General features: G+C 38.0%; 21 protein-coding genes. 6 read left to right on the top strand and 15 right to left on the bottom strand.

Annotation, left to right across the window (positions count from 1 at the left end; translation table 11 throughout):
- Positions 1 to 73: 73 nt before the first annotated feature.
- The 3 genes from dnaA to B3I52_RS03790 all read right to left on the bottom strand — a co-directional run bounded on the left by dnaA (position 74) and on the right by B3I52_RS03790 (position 3,860).
- Positions 74 to 1,504: a chromosomal replication initiator protein DnaA gene (dnaA, locus tag B3I52_RS03800; RefSeq protein WP_293298951.1), complete on the bottom strand. Its 1,431-nt coding sequence runs from the start codon at positions 1,502 to 1,504 to the stop codon at positions 74 to 76.
- 206 nt (positions 1,505 to 1,710) lie between these two features.
- Complete coding sequence (locus B3I52_RS03795; protein ID WP_293298949.1) at positions 1,711 to 3,255, bottom strand: acyl-CoA mutase large subunit family protein; 1,545 nt, start codon at positions 3,253 to 3,255, stop codon at positions 1,711 to 1,713.
- Between the two features lie 74 nt (positions 3,256 to 3,329).
- Positions 3,330 to 3,860, bottom strand: coding sequence for a hypothetical protein (locus B3I52_RS03790; RefSeq protein ID WP_293298946.1), 531 nt, complete (start codon positions 3,858 to 3,860; stop codon positions 3,330 to 3,332).
- Positions 3,861 to 3,956: 96 nt separating this feature from the next.
- On the opposite strand from B3I52_RS03790, the gene B3I52_RS03785 reads away from it, so the two are divergent.
- Both B3I52_RS03785 and B3I52_RS03780 read left to right on the top strand, forming a co-directional pair.
- The gene (locus tag B3I52_RS03785; protein ID WP_293298943.1) at positions 3,957 to 4,310 is read left to right on the top strand and encodes a HesB/IscA family protein; all 354 of its coding nucleotides are present in this window, start codon (positions 3,957 to 3,959) and stop codon (positions 4,308 to 4,310) included.
- 170 nt (positions 4,311 to 4,480) lie between these two features.
- Positions 4,481 to 5,713 (top strand): ABC transporter permease, encoded by a 1,233-nt coding sequence (locus B3I52_RS03780; protein ID WP_293298940.1) that lies wholly within the window; start codon positions 4,481 to 4,483, stop codon positions 5,711 to 5,713.
- A 182-nt stretch (positions 5,714 to 5,895) separates the two neighbouring features.
- Here the strand turns inward: B3I52_RS03780 and B3I52_RS03775 are convergent, their stop codons facing one another.
- The 6 genes from B3I52_RS03775 to B3I52_RS03750 all read right to left on the bottom strand — a co-directional run bounded on the left by B3I52_RS03775 (position 5,896) and on the right by B3I52_RS03750 (position 11,566).
- Positions 5,896 to 6,633 (bottom strand): tyrosine-protein phosphatase, encoded by a 738-nt coding sequence (locus B3I52_RS03775; protein ID WP_293298937.1) that lies wholly within the window; start codon positions 6,631 to 6,633, stop codon positions 5,896 to 5,898.
- 47 nt (positions 6,634 to 6,680) lie between these two features.
- Positions 6,681 to 7,250, bottom strand: a complete 570-nt coding sequence (locus B3I52_RS03770) for a hypothetical protein (RefSeq protein WP_293298934.1) — start codon at positions 7,248 to 7,250, stop codon at positions 6,681 to 6,683.
- Positions 7,251 to 8,267, bottom strand: coding sequence for a UDP-glucose 4-epimerase GalE (gene galE, locus B3I52_RS03765; RefSeq protein ID WP_293298931.1), 1,017 nt, complete (start codon positions 8,265 to 8,267; stop codon positions 7,251 to 7,253). It abuts the gene before it with no gap.
- Between the two features lies 1 nt (position 8,268).
- Positions 8,269 to 9,258 carry a UDP-glucuronic acid decarboxylase family protein gene (locus tag B3I52_RS03760; RefSeq protein WP_293298929.1) on the bottom strand — a complete coding sequence of 330 codons (990 nt, stop codon included), beginning with the start codon at positions 9,256 to 9,258 and terminating at the stop codon, positions 8,269 to 8,271.
- Positions 9,259 to 10,569 carry a UDP-glucose dehydrogenase family protein gene (locus B3I52_RS03755; RefSeq protein WP_293298926.1) on the bottom strand — a complete coding sequence of 437 codons (1,311 nt, stop codon included), beginning with the start codon at positions 10,567 to 10,569 and terminating at the stop codon, positions 9,259 to 9,261.
- Positions 10,570 to 10,645: 76 nt separating this feature from the next.
- The gene (locus B3I52_RS03750; RefSeq protein WP_293298923.1) at positions 10,646 to 11,566 is read right to left on the bottom strand and encodes a capsular polysaccharide synthesis protein; all 921 of its coding nucleotides are present in this window, start codon (positions 11,564 to 11,566) and stop codon (positions 10,646 to 10,648) included.
- Positions 11,567 to 11,739: 173 nt separating this feature from the next.
- On the opposite strand from B3I52_RS03750, the gene B3I52_RS03745 reads away from it, so the two are divergent.
- Together B3I52_RS03745 and B3I52_RS03740 are read left to right on the top strand one after the other, a co-directional pair.
- Positions 11,740 to 12,765 carry a hypothetical protein gene (locus B3I52_RS03745; RefSeq protein ID WP_293298920.1) on the top strand — a complete coding sequence of 342 codons (1,026 nt, stop codon included), beginning with the start codon at positions 11,740 to 11,742 and terminating at the stop codon, positions 12,763 to 12,765.
- Positions 12,766 to 12,800: 35 nt separating this feature from the next.
- Positions 12,801 to 13,745, top strand: a complete 945-nt coding sequence (locus tag B3I52_RS03740; protein ID WP_293298917.1) for a glycosyltransferase family 32 protein — start codon at positions 12,801 to 12,803, stop codon at positions 13,743 to 13,745.
- On the opposite strand, the gene B3I52_RS03735 is transcribed toward B3I52_RS03740, so the two are convergent.
- The 3 genes from B3I52_RS03735 to B3I52_RS03725 are packed head-to-tail and all read right to left on the bottom strand — an operon-like array spanning position 13,735 to position 16,362.
- Positions 13,735 to 14,538: a glycosyltransferase family 2 protein gene (locus B3I52_RS03735; RefSeq protein WP_293298914.1), complete on the bottom strand. Its 804-nt coding sequence runs from the start codon at positions 14,536 to 14,538 to the stop codon at positions 13,735 to 13,737. The genes B3I52_RS03740 and B3I52_RS03735 overlap by 11 nt on opposite strands.
- On the bottom strand, positions 14,529 to 15,323 hold the full coding sequence (locus B3I52_RS03730) for a glycosyltransferase family 2 protein (protein WP_293298911.1): 795 nt from the start codon (positions 15,321 to 15,323) through the stop codon (positions 14,529 to 14,531). The genes B3I52_RS03735 and B3I52_RS03730 overlap by 10 nt, the downstream gene beginning before the upstream one ends.
- A 19-nt stretch (positions 15,324 to 15,342) precedes the next feature.
- The gene (locus tag B3I52_RS03725; RefSeq protein ID WP_293298908.1) at positions 15,343 to 16,362 is read right to left on the bottom strand and encodes a Stealth CR1 domain-containing protein; all 1,020 of its coding nucleotides are present in this window, start codon (positions 16,360 to 16,362) and stop codon (positions 15,343 to 15,345) included.
- A gap of 163 nt (positions 16,363 to 16,525) precedes the next feature.
- Between B3I52_RS03725 and B3I52_RS03720 the strand changes: the two genes are divergently transcribed.
- Positions 16,526 to 17,506 (top strand): glycosyltransferase family 92 protein, encoded by a 981-nt coding sequence (locus B3I52_RS03720; RefSeq protein WP_293298906.1) that lies wholly within the window; start codon positions 16,526 to 16,528, stop codon positions 17,504 to 17,506.
- 2 nt (positions 17,507 to 17,508) lie between these two features.
- On the opposite strand, the gene B3I52_RS03715 is transcribed toward B3I52_RS03720, so the two are convergent.
- From B3I52_RS03715 to B3I52_RS03705, 3 genes are all read right to left on the bottom strand, one after another.
- Positions 17,509 to 18,120, bottom strand: a complete 612-nt coding sequence (locus B3I52_RS03715; protein WP_293298903.1) for an HAD family hydrolase — start codon at positions 18,118 to 18,120, stop codon at positions 17,509 to 17,511.
- Complete coding sequence (gene hemH / locus B3I52_RS03710) at positions 18,120 to 19,130, bottom strand: ferrochelatase (RefSeq protein WP_293298900.1); 1,011 nt, start codon at positions 19,128 to 19,130, stop codon at positions 18,120 to 18,122. The genes B3I52_RS03715 and hemH overlap by 1 nt, the downstream gene beginning before the upstream one ends.
- A gap of 146 nt (positions 19,131 to 19,276) precedes the next feature.
- Positions 19,277 to 20,125: a 4-hydroxy-3-methylbut-2-enyl diphosphate reductase gene (locus tag B3I52_RS03705; RefSeq protein ID WP_293298897.1), complete on the bottom strand. Its 849-nt coding sequence runs from the start codon at positions 20,123 to 20,125 to the stop codon at positions 19,277 to 19,279.
- 76 nt (positions 20,126 to 20,201) lie between these two features.
- Between B3I52_RS03705 and B3I52_RS03700 the strand changes: the two genes are divergently transcribed.
- Positions 20,202 to 21,179 carry a Fic family protein gene (locus B3I52_RS03700; protein WP_293298895.1) on the top strand — a complete coding sequence of 326 codons (978 nt, stop codon included), beginning with the start codon at positions 20,202 to 20,204 and terminating at the stop codon, positions 21,177 to 21,179.
- The last annotated feature ends 45 nt before the right edge of the window (positions 21,180 to 21,224 follow it).

Genomic DNA, 21,224 nt, shown 5'->3' with positions numbered 1-21,224 from the left:
AGCAATCACAATTAAGCACATAAAAAAAGCTGAGCAAATTTGCTCAGCTTTTTTTATGTACCAAAACATAACACTAACTCATTTTCAATTTCTTCTGAATATCGTTAACGTAGGCTTTAAACTTCTTATCTGTTTCAATTAAATCTTCTACCGTTTGGCAAGCATAAATTACGGTTGAGTGATCTCTACCGCCAAAGAAGGCCCCAATGGTTTTTAAAGATGATTTAGTATGGCTTTTTGACAAATACATAGAGATTTGACGGGCCTGAACAATTTCGCGTTTACGTGTTTGCGATTTCACCATATCAACCGGCACTTCAAAATATTCGCAAACCAATTTTTGTATATATTCCATCGAAATTTCTTTCGAGGTATTTTTAATAAAGTTCTTCAACATCTGTTTAGCTAACGCTAAATCGATATCTTTCTTATTCAAGGTAGATTGGGCTAACAACGAAACCATTGCGCCTTCTAGCTCACGAACATTATTATCAATGTTATGTGCCACGTATTCAACCACCTCTCCTGGCAGCTCAATACCATCGGCATACATTTTCTTTTTAAGAATAGCTACACGTGTTTCTAAATCTGGCACTTGCAAATCTGCCGACAAGCCCCATTTAAAACGGCTCAACAACCTCTCTTCTAAACCTGCTAAATCTTTAGGTGCTTTATCAGATGTTAAAATAACCTGCTTACCCGATTGGTGCAAATGGTTAAAAATATGGAAGAAGATGTCCTGTGTTTTTTCTTTTCCTGCAAAGTTGTGTACATCATCCATAATAATCACATCCATTGCTTGGTAAAAGTTAACAAAGTCGTTGATGGTATTATTTTTTAATGAGTCTACAAACTGTTGGCAAAACTTTTCGCAAGACACATAAATTACCAGTTTATCTGGCACGTTACGTTTAATCTCATTACCAATAGCCTGTGCCAAATGGGTTTTACCCAAACCCACACCGCCATAAATCATTAAAGGATTAAAAGAAGTGCCTCCCGGTTTTGCAGCTACCGCATATCCTGCCGAACGTGCTAAACGGTTACAATCTCCCTCAATATAATTATCAAAAGTATAATTAGGGTTTAATTGCGGATCTACGTTTAACTTTTTTAAGCCTGGTATAATGAACGGATTTTTAATGTCTTTGTTAATGGAAACCGGAATAGGCATCGATTGTGTTTTTGCCTCGGCTCCGTTTCCATTAGAGGGCATATTGGTAGTATATGGAGAACCAGTTCCTGACGATTTATCTACCACAATATTATACTCTAATCTACCTTCGTCTCCTAATTGTTTTTTTACTGTTTTTCTAAGCAAACCAACATAGTGTTCTTCAAGCCATTCGTAAAAAAATAAACTAGGCACCTGTATGGTTAACACCTTACCTTCTAACTTAAGGGCCGATATCGGTTCGAACCAAGTTTTGAAACTTTGATTCGGGATATTATCCTTAATAATCTGAAGACAGCTATTCCACACTTCGGTACAAGTTTTTTCCATATCGTTTTCTATAATTTATTGGTTTTCAGTCTTAGTAGGCATTGGTTAAACCCTTGCCTTTGGGACTTCGAATATTCAAAAAATTATCAACATTTTAAACATTTTTTTGAACTATTTCGTAACTAGCTAATCAGCAACACCATACACAGCCCCACCTCAATAATTGATGTTAATAACTATTTTTTATCCTTCTTTTTGGTGTGTTTTTAGTATTCGCCAAACACTTCTCTCAAACAATTCGCTATTTCTCCTAAGGTAGCATATTCTTCTACAGCAAGCAATATAAATGGCATTAAATTTTCCGTTCCTCGGGCTTTATTTTTTAAGTTCAACAATGCAGCTTCTACAGCTTCATTATTTCGCTCTGCTTTTAACTTTTTCAGTTTTTCAATCTGTGTAACCCTTACCGTTTCATCTATGTTAAGCATCTCATTAAAACGCTCTTCTTTCTGCGTAAATTTATTTACACCTACAATAACACGTTGGGCGCTCTCTATCTCTTGTTGGTATTGGTACGAAGCACTAGCAATTTCTTGTTGCATATAACCAGACTCTATTGCGTTTACCGCCCCCCCCATTACTTCTATCTTATCCATATATATATTTGCGGCGGCTTCCACTTCATCGGTAAGCGTTTCTATAAAGTAAGAGCCCGCCAAAGGATCAACAGTATCGGTAACGCCACTTTCAAAAGCAATTATTTGTTGGGTACGCAGGGCGATTTTGGCCGCAGCTTCTGTTGGTAAAGACAATGCTTCGTCGTAACCATTGGTATGTAACGATTGTGTACCGCCCAACACTGCCGCCAAGGCCTGGTTAGCCACCCTAACCACATTATTTAAAGGTTGCTGTGCAGTAAGTGTAGAGCCCCCAGTTTGGGTATGGAAGCGTAGCATCATGGCTTTTTCGTCTGTAGCGCCCAAGCTTTTAACAATATTTGCCCACATCCGCCTTGCTGCTCTAAACTTTGCAATTTCTTCAAAGAAATTATTATGACAGTTAAAGAAGAATGATAATCGTTTAGCAAAAACATTCACATCTAAGCCTTTCTGAAGTGCTGCGTTTAAATATGCCTTTCCATTGGCTAGCGTAAACGCCAATTCCTGCACCGCTGTTGCACCAGCCTCACGAATATGATAGCCCGAAATAGAGATGGTATTCCATTTGGGCAGTTCTTTGCCACAATACTCAAAAATATCGGTAATGATACGCATGGAAGGTTTTGGCGGGTAAATATAGGTGCCTCTTGCTGCATATTCTTTTAATATATCGTTCTGTATAGTTCCTGAAAGCTGTTGCAAGTCTGCGCCCTGCTTTTTCGCTAATGCGATATACATGGCCAACAAGATAGCAGCAGTGGCATTAATGGTCATAGAAGTGGTAATTTTTTGTAGTTCTATGCCATCAAACAAAACCTCCATATCTTTTAACGAATCTATGGCTACGCCCACCTTACCTACTTCTCCCTCGGCCATAGCGTCATCAGAATCATAACCAATTTGGGTGGGCAAATCAAACGCTACCGATAAGCCCATGGTGCCTTGTGCCAATAAATAATGGTAACGTTTATTAGATTCTTCGGCTGTTGAAAAACCCGCATATTGGCGCATAGTCCATAAACGGCCACGATACATGTCTTTTTGCACCCCTCTGGTAAATGGGAACTGCCCCGGAAGTTCTTGCTTTGAAGGCACAGCGGGGTACACCTCCTTTATTTCTATTCCAGATGTGGTAGTATATTTTTTGTCCATGGTTATTTGGTTAACTGATTAATCGTAGCAGCGGTTAACCGTTCATAGTTCAACCATCCACTAAACAATTAAACTTAAAACAATTTATGTATATCTTGCTTAATAAGCCCAATAGTTAATTCGTAAGGATTTTCCTCCATCTCACTCATCCGATGAAGCACTTTCTTACTCAGTTCTATGCCCGGAGCATCGGTAGCTAAGTTTTTAACGGCACCGTTAATCATGGCAATGGTATCATCTTTCAGCTTGCTAATTACTTTCCATGTAGTTGCTTCTACGTACAGTTGTTGAGCAATATTATGCTGAAATTCTGTTTTTATTTCATTAACAGCTATTACCTGCAACACACTAACTTCTATCCCCTGCTGGTGCAAGCGCAACAATAAATTCGACGGATTAATCCTATCAACAAAAACAATCATCCGCTCGTGGGCCTGTAATCGCAGTTGCAACAAAGTAGCTTTATTTTCTGGAATGGCAATCTTTTTTCTTTCGCTCAAAAAGCTCATAATATCGTTCCTTATCATATAATAGGCCACAATAACTATCATGATACCGCCCAAGGCCAAACTTGCCGAATTAAGAAGTAATTTGCTCAAATCCATTTTAAGTTTTGTTTATACACCGTAATATTAGTTGTTACGAGAGGCAAAAATGTACATAAATATTTATATTTGTTCATCATAATTTTAATTTAGAAGATGAGTAATACTGTTGAAACAACTTTTGCGCCCGTAACCTTTACCCCAGGTGCCGTTACCGAACTGATGAAACTTAAAGACCAACAAGAAATTGCCGAAGATTTTGGCTTACGTGTTGGCGTTGAGGGCGGTGGCTGTTCGGGCATGAACTACGTACTGGGTTTCGACCAAAAGAAAGATGGCGATCAAGAATATATAATTGACGGCATTAAAGTATTTATGAACAAGGCTCACCAAATGTATCTCTTAGGCATGCAAATAGATTGGCAAAATGGGCTTAATTCTAGAGGGTTTACTTTCAACAATCCTAACGCTACCAGTAGTTGTGGCTGCGGATCTAGTTTTGCTGTATAAATTATCTTGCCTGTTTGGCAAGTAACCATAGCTTAAAATATATTTGTAACATTTTAAAAGGTCTCGTTGTCTTAGCAATGAGACTTTTTATTTTTACCTTAACAAGGTTTAAATTTAAAAACACTAAAGCAAGTGCAATATTACATAAATAATCCTAGCTAAAAACCACCATGAATTACATAGAAAATGTACGATTAGCCATGCAATCTATTAAAAGTAACCGCTTGCGTACTTTTCTTACCGCACTTATTATAGCTATCGGAATTTCGGCTTTGGTGGGGATTTTAACCACTATTGATGCCATTGAGAAAAAAATGACAGATGCGTTTTCGAGCATGGGCGCCAACTCTTTTACCATTAGAAATAGAGGCACAGGCATTAGAATTGGAGGCTCTGGCGAAAGGCCAAAAAGCTACAAGCCCATTAGATATGAAGACGCACTAAAATTTAAAGAACGATTAAATACACCAGCAACGGTGTCTATCAGTGTTTTTGCTAGTGGTGGCTCAACCGTAAAATACAACCAAGAAAAAACCAACCCCAACATTAACATACAAGGCATAGACGAAAATGGCTTAGCTGCCAAAGGCCTGGCACTTTCTGAAGGAAGAAGCTTTAACGCTTCGGAATCTTTGAGCGGGACTAATATTTGCATTATAGGCGCCGAAATTGCCAAAAGTTTATTTAAAGATGCCAGCCCATTAGATAAAGTAATTACGGCAGGTAGCAATAGATTAAGAATTGTAGGCGTACTTGCCGAAAAGGGTTCTAGCATGGGCGCAAGTATAGATAGAGCCGTTTACGTACCTTTATTTAAGGCAAAACTTATCAACTCCAACGCCAACCCATCGTACACCATTACAGTAATTGTACCTAACGGCAACATGGTTGACAATATTATTGGCGAATCTACTGCTACATTTAGAAGCATTAGGAAGATAAAAATTGGCGAAGGCAACAACTTCGAAATTACCAAAAGCGATTCTGTAGCGCAAACTTTAATAGAGAACCTAAAAGTGGTGAAAATTGGCGGTATGGCCATTGGCATTATTACGCTACTTGGTGCCTCCATTGCTTTAATGAACATTATGCTGGTATCGGTTACCGAGCGTACTCGCGAAATTGGCATAAGAAAGGCCATTGGCGCTAACCCGGTAGTAATACGCAAACAGTTTTTAATAGAAGCCATTGTTATTTGCTTACTTGGCGGCATAATGGGTATTTTATTGGGCGTTGCGCTGGGCAACATCATTTCTATGGCCATGAGCGGCGGCTTTATCATCCCTTGGCTGTTTATTGGCGGTGGCTTGGTGCTTTGTATTGGCGTGGGTATTATTTCTGGGTACTATCCGGCACAAAAAGCATCTAAGCTAGATCCGGTAGAAGCTTTACGTTACGAGTAAAAGCCCTTATACATCACGCCAAAGCAAACACTTTCTAACTGAGGAGATTTTTTCGGAAAAACAAGTGTAGGTTATACTTGGCAATTGGAGCCCTTCTTTTCGCTAAATCTCCAATTTTACAAATTGGAGGATATCGCTACAATAAGGTTTATATTTTAAAGCCAATAATGCTTGGCAGAACTTTAAATCAGTACATTATTTAACTGCCCTTGCGTTATTAAGCGCTCTACCCTAGAAGAATTTAAGCTCTCTTTTAACACCTGTGCATGGCGCAAATGGTGCATATCGCTACCTAAAAAAGAAATACAATTATGATCTACCAAACTTTCTGCGGCATTTTTCACCCCCTTACCATAATAACCAGTTAGCGAAATGGTATTCAGTTGTAAAAAGCAACCGTACTCTTTAATCTGCTGATAATTCTCTATACTACCGTGATAGTAAGGATAACGCTCTGGATGCGCCAATACCGGATAAAAACCTGCATCCTGTATCTTGAAAAGTAAATCTAACAGGTTTGGCGGCTGGTTAATGTAAGAAAGCTCAAACAAAAGATAGTTATTGCCAAAGCCCAAAACTTCTTTCCTAGCTAGTTTATTGATGAAAGTTTCATCAAAATAATATTCGGCGGCGGCTTCTACTTCTAGCTCAATTTCATTTTTAAGCAAGCCTTCACGTAAAATATCTAAACCTTTACTAATCGTATCTGGCGTATTTCGGTAAAAATCGGCCATTACGTGTGGTGTAGCAATCACTTTTTTAAAGCCTAAGGCCACGTATTTTCTGGCCATCGCTAATGCGGCTTCCAAATTAGGCGCACCATCGTCTATAGCAGGAATAATATGCGAGTGCATATCGGTAACTATCGACGAAAAATCGATACTAGGCTCTTTAGGTTGTTTTTTAAATAGACCAAACACAATGTGAAGTTAAAAGTAAAAAGGCGAAAGTTAAAATATGCTACAAATCAGTCAATTTGTTTAGGCAAACCTAAACTAGCTGCTGTTTTCGCCATATAACTATCGTAAACATTTGTTAGTAACTGATTTACTTCTTCTCTTAAATCAAATTGCAAATCTTCATGTAGCTTATCGAACTTACGTAACACCATCAATATCGCTTTCACCACATAATTAGCCAGCAATTGCTCGTGGTTTTTTGTTAAAGAATGCACCTTAAATCTAAACTTCATTGGTGCTGCTTTAAACATTTCCAGCTTCAATGCTATTTCTTCAAAATCAGCTTTGGTAACTTTATAAAAATGGTTGATTTGCTTGGTCAGTTTACGTAATACCACCAGGGTATCTTTTGCACTTGTTTTTGGCGTAGTATTTAATTCTTCTAAAACAGCGACAATCTCTTTTTTAATAAAAGCAACCCTATCGTTAAGGTTGCTGGCATCTTCTAATAACAAAAAATGTAAATGTTCTGTGAGCACTTTGTCTTTAGCAACCAAACGTAAAAGCAACTTGTCTTTTTCTTTTACGGGTAGCGCTAAAATTTCTTTTTTAAGATCTTTGTGTTCACTTAGTTTCATTTAAAACGGATTGTCTTTGATGTATTTTTCCCACTCCCATGCAGAACGCATCATTTCGTTCAAATCTAATTCGGTTTGCCAGCCCAGCACTTCTTTAGACTTGGTTACATCGCCATATATTTTTTCGATATCGCCCTCTCTTCTGGGCGCAATTTTATAGTTCAATTTTTCTCCTGTAGATTGCTCAAAAGCATTAATGATTTCTAGCACTGAAGAACCTTTTCCTGTTCCCAAATTAAACACATCGTAACTATTAACCTTTCCTTCGGCTAATCTCTTTACCGCTGCAACGTGAGCTTTTGCCAAATCTACCACATGGATATAATCACGAACAGCAGAACCATCTACAGTAGTATAATCATTTCCGAATACTTGAATTGGCCCACGTTTACCAATAGCCGACTGCGTGATGAAAGGAATTAAGTTTTGAGGAACTCCGTTAGGCAATTCGCCAATTAAAGCCGTTTTATGCGCACCTACCGGGTTAAAATAACGCAAAGCGATAACGTTTAATCCTGAAGTTACTTTGGCTGTTTCTACTAAAATCTCTTCAGCTATTTGTTTGGTATTACCATAAGGCGATTCTGCCTTTTTAACCGGGCTATCTTCAGTTACTGGCAATTGGTCTGGTTGACCATAAACCGTACATGAAGAAGAAAACACGAAATTAGTTTGCGGATAGGCTGTTAACAGGTTGATTAGACTATAGAAATTATTTTTATAGTATTTTAAAGGTTGCTCTACCGATTCGCCTACTGCTTTATAAGCCGCAAAATGAATAATCCCTGCAATATCTTGATTTTTTTTAGCAAATGTATTTACAGCATTGGTGTCTTGTAAATCAAGTTCTACAAACTCAAAGCGCTTACCGGTAATTTTCTCTAACTGATCTAAAATCTTGATATTAGAATTAGAAAGGTTATCTACGATGACAACTTCATAGCCTGCGTTGTGCAGCTCAACAACAGTATGCGAACCAATATATCCTGTTCCGCCCGTTACTAAAATCTTCGACATATTATTTATTATAGGTAGTAAAATCTTTATGGTCTATTTTCGCTAAAGCTTCTGGCGATAACGATTTGAAATATTCGTAAGTAATTTTCAGGCCTGCTGCCCTATTCACTTTTGGCTCCCACTTTAATAATTCTTTAGCTTTGGTGATATCTGGCCTGCGCTGCTTAGGATCATCCTGCGGCAAAGGCTTATACACAATTTTTTGATCTGTGCCGGTTAACTTGATAATTTCCTCACAGAACTGTTTTATGGTAATCTCGTCGGGGTTACCAATATTTACTGGGCTAGTATAATCCGACTGCAATAGGCGATAAATTCCTTCAATTAAATCATCTACATAGCAGAAAGAACGGGTTTGGCTACCATCGCCAAAAACGGTTAAATCTTCTCCTCTAAGCGCTTGGCCAATAAAAGCAGGCAAAACACGCCCATCATTCAGTCGCATACGCGGGCCATAAGTATTAAAAATACGCACAATGCGTGTTTCTACTCCATGAAAAGTATGGTAAGCCATGGTAATTGCCTCTTGAAAACGCTTGGCCTCGTCGTAAACCCCACGTGGGCCTACCGGATTTACATTGCCCCAGTATTCTTCTGGCTGTGGATTTACGTTTGGATCGCCATATACTTCAGAAGTTGAAGCAATTAGCATTCTCGCTCCTTTAGCTTTTGCCAAGCCTAATAAGTTATGGGTACCCAAAGACCCTACTTTTAACGTTTGGATTGGGATTTTCAGATAATCGATAGGGCTTGCAGGCGAAGCAAAGTGCAAGATATCATCTAATTTTCCGGGAACGTGTACAAACTTAGAAACATCGTGGTTATAAAACTCGAAATTTTCCAGTTTAAAAAGATGTTCGATATTGGCCAAATCGCCCGTAATTAGGTTATCCATACCAATTACATGGTAGTTTTCCTTAATAAACCTATCGCAAAGGTGCGAACCCAAAAACCCGGCAGCACCGGTAATCAATACTCTTTTACGTTCCATTTAGCTCACAATTTTACGACCGATGCTGTTATAATAGTACACCAAATCAATCATTTTTTGCAGATCGAAAAGGTTTCGACCATCAAAAATAACTTTGTTCTTCAGCACTTCGTCCATTTTCTCAAAATCCGGATTACGGAAAACCGACCATTCTGTTGCAATTAATAGGGCATCTGCTCCTTCTAAAGCTTCGTATTGGTCTTTAGCATAGCTAATTTTATCACCCAACAATGCGCTTACATTCTCCATAGCCTCTGGATCAAAAACCTTTACCTCTGCACCAGCAGCCAGTAAATCTTTAATAATGTACAAAGCAGGTGCTTCTCTAATATCGTCGGTTTCTGGCTTAAAGGCCAAGCCCCAAAGTGCAAATTTCTTGCCTTTTACATTGCCTTTAAAATACTGAAAGACTTTGTCGGTTAGGATAGTTTTTTGTTTTTCGTTCACCTCCATTACGGCTTTCAAAATCTTGAAATCGTATTTATGCTCCGCAGCAGCCTTTTCTAAAGCTTGCACGTCTTTAGGGAAACAGCTACCGCCATAGCCAATACCAGGGAATAAAAAGCGCTTTCCTATCCTGCCATCAGAACCAATCCCTTTACGAACGGCATCTACATCGGCTCCCACAATTTCGCAAAGGTTGGCCACTTCGTTCATGAAAGTGATTTTGGTAGCCAAGAAAGAATTGGCTGCGTATTTGGTTAGTTCCGATGAACGTTCGTCCATGTAATAGATTGGATTTCCTTGACGCACGTATGGTGCATACAATTCGCCCATTAGCTTTTTTGCTTTCTCGCTTCTGGTTCCAATTACTACGCGATCTGGCTTCATAAAGTCTTCTACAGCTACGCCTTCACGCAAAAACTCTGGATTAGACACTACATCAACTTCTACGTTAGTGTGTGCAGCAAAAACAGCAGCAACTTTATCTGCAGTACCTACCGGCACAGTAGATTTGTTAACAATTACTTTATAGTCTGTAATTAGCTTGGCAATATCTTTTGCTGCCCCTAAAATATATGAAAGGTCGGCAGCTCCGTCACCTCCTGGAGGGGTAGGCAATGCCATAAAAATAATTTGGGCATCTTTAATTGCGGCAGCTAAATCTGTAGTAAAGGATAAACGGCCTTGGGCAATATTACGGTGAAAAAGCACATCTAAACCAGGCTCGTAAATTGGAACTTGCCCAGCTTTCATCTTGTTTACTTTTTCTTCTACAATATCTACGCAGATTACATTATTACCTGTTTCTGCTAAACATGTACCTGTTACCAAACCAACATAACCAGTACCAATTACAGCTATCTTCATCTATTTTTTGACAATATTTTTTGAAGCGAAGATAAGAAAACTTGAGTACAATTGTTTAGCTTAAACCAGCTAACTTTTAGCTTTTATCAAGTTGTTCGGCTTGAGCAATCAACTCATCGAGTTTGGCTATTTTATTTTCATCAAAATAAGTGAGCTTATGTATATTAACCAATTTTAACAGGGTTGATAATTGCATGTAGTCATTACCATCTACCAACACTCTTAAAACATGTGGTAACGTATCTGAAACAACTGCACATTGTATATGTTTCAGTTTGCCATTAACCAACTCATCGTAAAGTATCTGAAAAAAGAAATAGTCGATAATTTTATGTTGCGTTTTCCAGTAATGCAGTATCAAATCAAACATCGTTGCTATCATTACACTGCCTTTTTGAGCAAAGATGACACTATTTAACATCTTCACCCTATACCTTGGATCCCAGCTCCAGTAACTGGTATGTGGCCCCGCCCAAAATGACTTATTTGGCTCGGTTTGGCAACGCTGAAAAACGAAATATTGTTGGTTGGTATATTCTTTTGACAGTGGTGCAGTAAGTAAAATCGTAGCATCTAGCCATACGCCGCCGTAAACATGCAAAAGTGCCAACCGTAACAAATCGGAGAAAAAAACCCTAGAAAACTTGCTTTCGTTCTCTGCCTGCCAAACAAACTCAGGAAAATCTAAATAATCGCCAATGGTTTTATCATTTAAACGAATAACCTGATAATCGCCTTTATATTTATCTACCGAATTAAAACAACGCTGTACCGTAGCAGGCAAAACTGCTTGATCATCTGTTTGCTGCCCCCAATATTGCCAAATCACTTTTCCTTCAATTTGCTTTTTGGGGCGCATAGGAGACTTTTCAATTTTTCCTTCAAAATAATCGGACAGGATAGGCTGCCAAAATTTTGCAATACGCTTATGCCTACGTCCAACTATCTGGTTTCTAATTGACCCCCAAACTTTATCCGCAAAATATTTAATATTCAAGCACTCTCCCTGTTTATACGTAAAAATGTTGTTCGCTATTTTTTGTCAAATTAGCAGTTTCAAAAGCTAACTTCATACTCACAAACCTAGATAAATTCCAGTATTTACCTGTAAAATAGTTTTAAATTTAAGTAGTTTTACAGGCCTAACCAACAAAAGGCGGGTTATCATCTATGTCGAAAAAAGCGTTTGATAAAAAAACCATTCTTGTAGCAGTTCCAGATTTTGTGGGGTTTCCCGAAGGTTTTAAACTTGGCTTGACCGCTTTAGGTTTTAACGTTTATGTTTTACGAAATTACGAATACATTAAAATAGGCTTTTGGAATACACTTGTACACACCTTTAAGAAAGTATTACTAGGCGTAAAATCGTTTAAAAAGCAAAAGCGAAGAGAACTAGATTATGCGAAGCAACTGCAAAATCTAGCGCAACTTAACATTAACCATTTTGATTATGCCTTGTTTATTAGACCAGATCTGTTCGCTATTGAGCTAATTGAAGCTGTTAAAAACAAGACAGATAAAGTGGTGGCCTACCAATGGGACGGATTAGATGTTTACCCAGAGATTTACACTAGAATAGACCTATTCGACCGTTTCTTTGTGTTCGATATAAATGACCTTTCAAAAAGACCAAACCTACTTCCGTTAACCAACTTTTATTTCGATCACATTTCTCCATCAGTAATTGATAACGACGTGTATTTTGTAGGCTATTACAAAGAAGATCGCATTGAAGACTTACTGCGTTTGGCCAGAAAACTCAGGGATTTAACCTTAAGAACCTCCATAAACATTTGCGTTAACGCTACCAAGCAAATTACCAAGCTAAAAAAAGAACCGGTAAACATATTGACTAAACAGGTAAGCTTAATGGAAAATATTGATAATGTTTGCAGATCTAGAGTGGTTTTAGATGTTGCAAACGTGGTACATTGTGGCCTTTCTGTACGCCCATTCGAAGCCCTAGGCTACAAAAAGAAACTAATTACAAACAATGTATTGGTGAGAAAATATGATTTTTATAAGCCTAGCAATATTTACATTATAGAGAACGGAAACTTAGACGGGTTAGAAGAGTTTTTAGCATTACCCTACGAAGAAGTACCCAATGAAATTATAGAGAAATATAGTTTTACAAACTGGATAAAGTATGTATTAGCCATAGAACCACACCAAGCAATAAATTTTCCTGAATAAATTAACTAGCGCATAATTGAATTAAAGCTACAGCAATGAACCAAATAAAATTTAAACTTAAGCATCGACTGAGAGTCTATTTTGGCTTTTTGAGAAAATGCACGCCAAGTTTCGATGGCATAGTAAAGCACTTTGTTTGGGGAACGGGAGAAAAAATCGAAAAAACTGCTGTTGTACCTAAAATTATTTGGCTGTATTGGGACGATGAAACAATGACATCAACTACGGTACAACTCTGCATCAATCAGATTAAAAATCTGCATCCAGATTACCAAATTAATCTTTTGAATAGAGTGAATATGATGGATTTTCTTCCAACATTTCCATCCGAATTGCTGAAAAAACCGTCTAACTTTGTTTCTGACATGATTAGGTTAATGCTGTTAGAACAACATGGGGGCGTTTACCTTGATGCTACTGTGCTGTTATCGAAAAGATTAGATTGGTCTTTGGCAATGCAACAACAAGACCATGGCGAAGCAGTTTTATACTATACCGAGGAGAATACTCGTGATGAAAAATATCCGATGATAGAAACTTGGTTTATTGCTGCCGTACCGCAATCTAAGTTTATTAAAGCTTGGCGAAACGAATATCAAAACTGCATATTGAGTGCCGAACCAAGTGCCTACTACAAAAACAATGAAGTTTTACCTTTAACAAACTTCCCACTAGACCCAGTTTATTATGCCTCTTATTTTGCTGGGCAATTGGTAATGCGGAAAAACCAGCAATACAGGCTTAGTTTATTAAGAGCAGAAGACGATGCATTTAGCTATGGCTTAGGCTTTAAGAAAAAATGGGATGAAGTAGCAATGGCCGAAGCATTATTGCTCAATAAAAAAACTGACCCTCTTCCAAATCTTATAAAACTGATTAGATTTGATAGACGACGCTTAGATTTTTACATTCAACGCAACTATTACAATGCCAATTCGTGGTTAGGCGAGCTTCTAAAAAAGCACAATCTTACCAATTAGCTAACAAGTTTTTAATCTTCCACCATTTGTATGCTAACTTGCCAGTGTTTACTCCTGGTATTTTGAAGTTATGTTCGGCAGCAAAATCAAGCATTAATTTCTTAGCATGCAGCCAATCTTGGTGTACTTTATGACGATGTGCCTTATTAGCCTTGGTCATAATAGAATTTTCTGTTTCGTAATAAGTATACTCCGCACCAGGCACAACAACTAATTTCTCTGTATAATAAACTGCTGCCATAGAGAATATCAAATCTTCAATAAACCGTCCTTCTTCAAAACAAAGATTGTGTTTTTTTAAAAAGTCTGTACGAAACAAGTAACGCCACACATAACCCCACCTCCCAACATAAGTAACACTTAATTTCTTTTCGATTGATGAAAACACTTCAATTTGCTTAAATCTGATAATTTTATGCCTAAATTTTTGGTTGACCATGCCACCACAAGCCACATCTGCTCCAGTTTCCATTATTGCCCCTACCATATTTTTGTAGTAGTCAGTATTTATGGTGTCATCCACATCCATAAAATGGATATACTCGCCAGTTGCAGCATTAATTCCCGTATTACGAGCCGCAGAAAGTCCTTTGTTTTCTGCCAAACGGATCAACTTGACTGGAAATTGCTGTGCAATATCCCCCGACTGATCTTTCGAACCGTCATCAACCACAATAATTTCTAGATTTTTATAGGTCTGCCCCAACAAGTTCTCTAAACAAGCCTGTACATATTTTTCGCCGTTATAAACGGGAACAATAACCGAAACCAAAGGAGCATGATTTACTTCCATATCCACTTCACTACTTTTCGCAAGATATAAGCGGTACGTCCAGTATCTAATCCCGGAATTTTAATATTGTGCGCTGCACAAAATGCGGCTCGGTAAGCCTTGGTATGATTGTGATCTTCGCGACGCTTTTTACGATGTGCCGCGTCTTTTCTGGTCATGATAGAGTTTTCGCGTTGATAGTATAAATATTCTGCTCCCGGCACCACTACCACTTTATTGGCATAAAAAACTGCTGGCAAAGAGAACATCAAATCTTCTATAAAACGTCCTTCTTCAAAACGTAAATTTTGTTGCTTTAAAAAATCTAACCGAAATAGGTAGCGCCAAACGTAGCCCCATTTACCAACAAAAGTAGCTTTCAGCTTGTCATTGGTAGCCGTAAATACTTCACATTTTTTAAATAACCAAGTTTTATAGTTTTTGGTTTCGTTAATCATCCCTCCACAGGCAATCTCTGCTTGTGTTGCTGTAATGGCGGCTACCATTGCTTTATAATAATCCGAATTGATTTCGTCATCTACATCCATAAAATGAATATACTTGCCCTGTGCTGCATCAATTCCTGTATTACGGGCAGCAGATAGCCCGCGGTTTTTCTCATGGCGAATTAATTTCACTGGATACCCTGCTGTCATTGCCGCAGAATTGTCTGCCGAACCATCGTCTATCACAATAACTTCTAGGTTTTTGTACGATTGGTTCATCATCATATCTAAGCAAGACTTTACGTATTGCGCTCCATTGTACACCGGTATTATTACAGAAACCAAGGGTTCTTCCATCATTTCCTACAGAAAGGGTATTTTAAAGTTCAAAATTAGATTTTTCTGGCAAAATACTAGCAAAAGCATCGGCTACTTCATTCATAGTTTGCTCATAATTTCTCATGTGTTCGTTATCGTTTACGCAAACCAAAGTATAAGCTTGCGCTCTAATGGCCTTCATTGCTTTTTTAGACTTAAACAAGAGCGGAAACATCTTGGTATCTGCATAAGTGTTATAAGCATCGAAATTAGATTGACAAATTTGCCATGTTCTAAATAGCTCTTGAGTATAATCTTTTGGCGACCGAAATCTATTCTTAGACATTGCGGTTAATTCTTTTTCGGCATAAGCCCAAACTTCGTTAAAGGTTTGTTTGGTATAGGGCTGGGCATTGTGCGGCGTTCTCAAGGTAATAAACTTATTGTACCACGATAAAAGATAAGTTAGCCTTGCCCTGCTCCCATACATTGGATTATACCACTTTTCATGGTCACGCTTCAGCACTTCTTTCTTATCAAACTTATTATTAATTAATCTGATGTTATTTTTTAAGCACTTGCTCCACAAAGACAGCCCCAAATTCATTCTAAAAGCAGCAATATCTTGCGGAACGCCATTTTTAAAGAACCGCTCTTTTTTAAGATGATTTATGATAAAGAAATCGTCATTAAAATATACAAAATGCTCGGCTAAATCTGGTATTTTATGTAAATAAACTTCTATTAAACTAGAGTTAAAAACTGGTAAAAACTCCTGAGGTATATAATCCTGATGGTTTACCATTTGTATTTTTGGATGAGCAGTGTTAAGCCACTCTGGCGCCTGACCACAGGTTACAAAATGTATTTTACGTACCCAAGGCGCAAACTTCTCAACTCCTCTAAACCAATACTTCAACAAACCGTGATCGCGAAATCGAGCTTCAGAAACTTCATTTTTTGTATTATCTATTTTACCAGAATACTTTGCGAAATCCTGCTTCCATTTCGGGTCGTTCATATCAACCCATGTAATTACAAAGTCTATCTCCATACAAGGGATAAAGGTAATGAAATTCATTTATAAGACCTTAAAAGGCTAAATTTTGTTAATATCTAACGTATGTAACTTTTTCCCTAAACTGCCCTACCATCGTTTCAACATCTAAAGTTTCTTTATCTTTGGCATCACTATTTCTGCCGCAACAAAAAGCAGATAGCTATAGTTAAACTGACGCGTAGCAATGAATAAAACAATTGTAAACATATTAACTGCATTTATTCCAAATAAGCAAAAGAAAGCCAATTGGAGAGCAAACCTGTTAAAAGTTAACCTTGCTGATGTAGTTAACAAAGGAATTGCCGAAATAGTTGCAGGGCTGATACCCCACAAAATGACCAGAAATAGGTGGCGTGGCATTTTGCGTTATGGGCCATTTAAAGCCATATCGCTCATCAATACAATGAAACGCAATAACACTATAGCACCAAAATACTACCTCACCATTTGTGCCGTAGCAAAAAACGAGGGACCCTATTTTGAAGAATGGATAGCCTGGCATCGCAGTATGGGAGTAGAAAAATTTTACATCTACGACAATGAAAGCACAGATAATACCAAAGAAATTTTGGAACCTTATATACAAGCTGGCATTGTGGAATACACTTTTTGGCCTGGCATGAAACAACAGCTAATGACTTACGACCATTGCCTAGAAAAGCATCGTTTAGATAGCCGTTGGATTGCCGTGATAGATTTAGACGAGTTTATTGTGCCGGTTAAAAATAGCAGCATACCCGATTTTTTAAAAGGACTTGAAAATTTTGCTGCCATAGAAATTAATTGGTTGGTGTATGGGAGCGGTGGCGCACAGCAAAAGGAAGATGAAAAAGTGATGGATCGTTTTAAATACCACTCGCTACCAAACCACGGCGCTAACAGACACGTGAAAAGTATTGTAAATCCGCGTAGGGTATTTTCTTTTATTGGTTGCCACGAAGTAGCAAGAGCAAGTAGCGAAACTGCCGATTCGCATGGCAATGTGATAAAAAAGCATTTCCGCGATCGTGAACCCCAACACGATGTTATTCGCATTAACCATTACGCGGTAAAATCATACGAAGAATTTTTGCAAAAACGTGCCCGTGGCAGGGCTAGAGCATTGGCCCCTCGCGACTTAGGTTATTTTAAATGGCTCGACCTAAATGATATAAAAGAAGAGTAGCACTAGATTTTATCTACTCTTACCCAATCCATACCTGCGGCAACAGCTCCTTGAACACCCAAATCGGCATCTTCAAAAACAATACATTTTTCAGGAGCTACACCCAATGCTTCGGCAGCGGCCAAAAACGGGTCTGGTGCCGGTTTTCCTTTTGGAGTTTCGCCAGCACAAACCATTACATCAATTAGGTCGATTAAACCTAAAACCGTTAATGTTTTGGTTACTGTTTTTCTACTTCCGCCAGAAACTACTGCTATTTTAACCTTGCCCGCATGGTTTTTCAAATGCTGGGCAACGTATGAGATAGGTTGTGTTTTTTCGATATATTTATCTATAAAGATTTGGGATTTCTCGCTAGCAAAAGTATCTGGTAATGCAACGTCATATCTTCTGGTGATTTCTTTAGCAAAAATGGCAGTTGGCATACCTGCAAACTCATCAACCATCTCTAGATCTAAGGCAACCCCGTAATTAGCCGCCACTTCTTTGTAGGCCAACTTATGCGCCATCATATTATCGGCCAAAGTACCATCACAATCGTATAAAAATGCTTCGTATTTTTCTGCTGTTCTTTGTGTTAAAAACGTTAACTTTTCTAAATGTTGCTTATCCATTATTTCGACATTTCGGCTAGGGCTTCAATAAATCTTGGGTCGTCGTTTAAACTTTCTACCAATTGCACATGCTCTCCTCCCAAGGCTCTAAATTCTTCATGATATTCCACTGTAATTTCATAAAGTGTCTCTAGGCAATCGGCTACAAATGCTGGACTAAAAACCAATAAACGCTTTTTACCTTCCGAAGCTAATTTTTTAAGCGTATCGGTTGTATAAGGCTGAATCCAAGGCTCTTTACCTAAGCGAGATTGATAACAAACCGAATATTGTTCGCGTGTTAAACCTAACTTTGCTGCCAAAAGTTTCGCCGTGTTATGGCATTGGGCCGAATAACAAAATTTGTTTGCATCGTTATAGTTATCACAACAGTTGTTTACTTTTAAACAGTATTTCCCTGTATGATCCGATTTGGTCATTTGTCTCTGCGGCAAGCCGTGAAAACTAAACAGTACATGATCATAATTAGCTAAATCGTGCTTTCTTGCGTTATCCGCAAATATTTCGAGCATTAAATCATTATCGTGAAAAGAATTAACAAAAGACACTGGTGGTATAGTTGGCCATTTGCTTATTAGCTCCATCACTAATTGTAACACAGATCCAGTACTTGCAGAAGCGTATTGAGGGAAAAGGGGTATCACTTTAATACTGCTCACCAATCCTTTTTTCAACTTTTCTAACGCATTTTCGATAGAGGGATTTTGGTAACGCATTGCCAATTCTACTTGATATTCCTTACCTAGTTTATCTTGTAGCATTTGAGCTTGCAATTCGCTATAATACAATAATGGCGAACCGTTTTCGTTCCAAATTTCTTTGTAAAGCTTTGCTGTTTTAGGGCTACGGAAAGGGACGATGATCCCTCTCACTAAAAGATTTCTATTCAGCGTTGGGATGTCGATTACACGCTCATCCATCAAAAATTGATCTAAATATTTTCTTACGTCTTTTACTTCGGGACTATCTGGCGTACCCAAATTAACTAATAGTATTCCTTTTTTGGCCATTTGTTGCAAATATAAGCTGATTTACGATTTTAGAGGTACGATTTTAGATTTTAAGACACAGAAGAGACATTAAGCAGTTCTCTGTTTTTACAATGAATGGCTAATATCAACCTATTATCAGCGATAAATCTTTGTTAAGATAACAATTAAAGGCTCTCTAACTTTGCCTTTACCTGCTCCATTAACCACATAGGTGTTGAGGTAGCGCCACAAATACCTATCTTATCGTTTGGCTGAAACCAAGTTTGAACCAACTCTTCTACATTAGAGATGAAATAAGAATTATCGTTGTATTTTTTGCAAACGTCATAAAGCACTTTACCGTTTGATGATTTTTTTCCCGATACAAATACGATTTTATCAAAATCTTGCACAAATCTTTCTAATTCATCATAACGATTAGATACTTGTCTGCAAATGGTATCGTTGGCTTTTACTTCGTAGCCTCTATTTATAAGTTCTTCTTTAATATGATAAAATTTATCGACGCTTTTGGTGGTTTGGCTATACAATGTAAATTTATTTGGTAGCACCACATTGTCCAGTTCGGCAATATCCATAAAAACTAAGGCTTCGCCATCAGTTTGGCCCTGTAAACCTATTACTTCTGCATGCCCGTGTTTGCCAAAAATTAAAATTTTCTCACCGTCGTCATGTGTGTTTTTAATGCGGTTTTGCAATTTTAACACCACAGGGCAAGAAGCATCAATTAAGGTGAGATTGTTAGCCAAAGCCAACTCGTAGGTAGAAGGCGCTTCGCCATGCGCTCTAATTAGCACTTTTTCGTTGCGCAGTTCTTTAAGTTTTTCATGATCGATAACCCGAAGGCCTTTTGCTCGCAAACGCTCTACCTCTTCGTCGTTGTGTACAATATCGCCAAGGCAATACAAATAGTCTTCTTGGTCTAAAATATCTTCAGCCATGTCGATGGCGTAAACTACCCCGAAACAAAAACCAGATGACTTATCTATCGTAACTTTTAAATTATAGCTCATGACGAATATACTACAAAGGTACACAGAAGAAGTTTAATATGAGAAATATTTTTAATATCGGATAAAATTAATAAATTTGTTAACGATATTAGTTGAGATGTGGGAATTTAACCTAAACGATTTAACAGAATTACAGCCGCACATAGATAGGCTATACGAGAAAAAAGCAAAGATTGACCAATCAAGGCCTTTGCCCAATTCTGTATTGCAAAAAATAAAAGAGCAGCTTAACCTAGAATGGACTTACAACTCTAACAGCATTGAAGGAAACACGCTCAATCTCAGAGAAACACAGCTTATTTTAGAAGAAGGCATTACCGTTGGCGGAAAATCGCTAAGGGAGCACTTTGAGGTAGTAAACCACGAAAAAGCCATAGATTACCTGTATAGTTTGGTAAATCCATCTTACACCTTAAGAAGTATTGATATTTTAAACCTACACAGCTACATCCTTAAAAACATTGAAGACGAATATGCTGGCAGGTTAAGAAATGGTGGGGTTCGTATCGTTGGCGCTAATTTCACGCCTCCAAGTGCCAAGAAAGTACCCGATTTTATTGATGAGCTGATCTTGTTCGTCAACGAAAACCAACTGGGTGTAAATGATCTGGTGCTGGCTACGTTGTTCCACCATCGGTTGGTATGGATACATCCATTTTTTGACGGCAATGGTCGCACGGTTCGTTTAGCCATGAATTTACTGCTAATGAGAAAAGGATTTCCACCTGCTATTATTCTTAAAAATGACAGGAAAAAATATTACGATGCGCTTAACCAAGCTAACAATGGCAATTACTATAAATTATGTTTGCTAATGTTGCAGGCCACCGAACGCTCTTTAAACATGTACATAAACGCCATGCCAGGCAACAGTTACGATGATTACGAGGCCATATCGAGTATTGTTGCGGAGCCAAATTTTCCCTATGGGCAAGAGTACATTAGCTTATTGGCAAGGCAAGGAAAAATAGACGCCTACAAAGAAGGTAAAAATTGGCTCACCACCAAAGAGGCCATAGCAGAATATGTAGTTAATAGAAAAAGGAAAAGGTAGCTATTACCTTTTCCTTTTTAAAATTATAGAGGTCATTAGATAATT

Source organism: Pedobacter sp. UBA4863 (genome assembly GCF_002399615.1).
Classification (GTDB): domain Bacteria; phylum Bacteroidota; class Bacteroidia; order Sphingobacteriales; family Sphingobacteriaceae; genus Pedobacter.
The sequence above is the reverse complement of the archived record's forward strand: the minus strand, read 5'-3'. Positions and strand labels throughout refer to the sequence as shown.

Excerpts from the sequence above, each read along its gene's own strand:
- hemH (WP_293298900.1), bottom strand. The coding sequence starts at position 19,130 with ATGGCCAAAAAAGGAATACTATTAGTTAATTTGGGTACGCCAGATAGT.
- galE (WP_293298931.1), bottom strand. The coding sequence starts at position 8,267 with ATGTCGAAGATTTTAGTAACGGGCGGAACAGGATATATTGGTTCGCAT.
- B3I52_RS03730 (WP_293298911.1), bottom strand. The coding sequence starts at position 15,323 with ATGATGGAAGAACCCTTGGTTTCTGTAATAATACCGGTGTACAATGGA.
- B3I52_RS03725 (WP_293298908.1), bottom strand. The coding sequence starts at position 16,362 with ATGAATTTCATTACCTTTATCCCTTGTATGGAGATAGACTTTGTAATT.
- B3I52_RS03715 (WP_293298903.1), bottom strand. The coding sequence starts at position 18,120 with ATGGATAAGCAACATTTAGAAAAGTTAACGTTTTTAACACAAAGAACA.
- B3I52_RS03755 (WP_293298926.1), bottom strand. The coding sequence starts at position 10,569 with ATGAAGATAGCTGTAATTGGTACTGGTTATGTTGGTTTGGTAACAGGT.
- B3I52_RS03780 (WP_293298940.1), top strand. The coding sequence starts at position 4,481 with ATGAATTACATAGAAAATGTACGATTAGCCATGCAATCTATTAAAAGT.
- B3I52_RS03785 (WP_293298943.1), top strand. The coding sequence starts at position 3,957 with ATGAGTAATACTGTTGAAACAACTTTTGCGCCCGTAACCTTTACCCCA.
- B3I52_RS03760 (WP_293298929.1), bottom strand. The coding sequence starts at position 9,258 with ATGGAACGTAAAAGAGTATTGATTACCGGTGCTGCCGGGTTTTTGGGT.
- dnaA (WP_293298951.1), bottom strand. The coding sequence starts at position 1,504 with ATGGAAAAAACTTGTACCGAAGTGTGGAATAGCTGTCTTCAGATTATT.
- B3I52_RS03720 (WP_293298906.1), top strand. The coding sequence starts at position 16,526 with ATGAATAAAACAATTGTAAACATATTAACTGCATTTATTCCAAATAAG.
- B3I52_RS03745 (WP_293298920.1), top strand. The coding sequence starts at position 11,740 with ATGTCGAAAAAAGCGTTTGATAAAAAAACCATTCTTGTAGCAGTTCCA.
- B3I52_RS03790 (WP_293298946.1), bottom strand. The coding sequence starts at position 3,860 with ATGGATTTGAGCAAATTACTTCTTAATTCGGCAAGTTTGGCCTTGGGC.
- B3I52_RS03740 (WP_293298917.1), top strand. The coding sequence starts at position 12,801 with ATGAACCAAATAAAATTTAAACTTAAGCATCGACTGAGAGTCTATTTT.
- B3I52_RS03795 (WP_293298949.1), bottom strand. The coding sequence starts at position 3,255 with ATGGACAAAAAATATACTACCACATCTGGAATAGAAATAAAGGAGGTG.
- B3I52_RS03735 (WP_293298914.1), bottom strand. The coding sequence starts at position 14,538 with ATGGAAGTAAATCATGCTCCTTTGGTTTCGGTTATTGTTCCCGTTTAT.
- B3I52_RS03705 (WP_293298897.1), bottom strand. The coding sequence starts at position 20,125 with ATGAGCTATAATTTAAAAGTTACGATAGATAAGTCATCTGGTTTTTGT.
- B3I52_RS03770 (WP_293298934.1), bottom strand. The coding sequence starts at position 7,250 with ATGAAACTAAGTGAACACAAAGATCTTAAAAAAGAAATTTTAGCGCTA.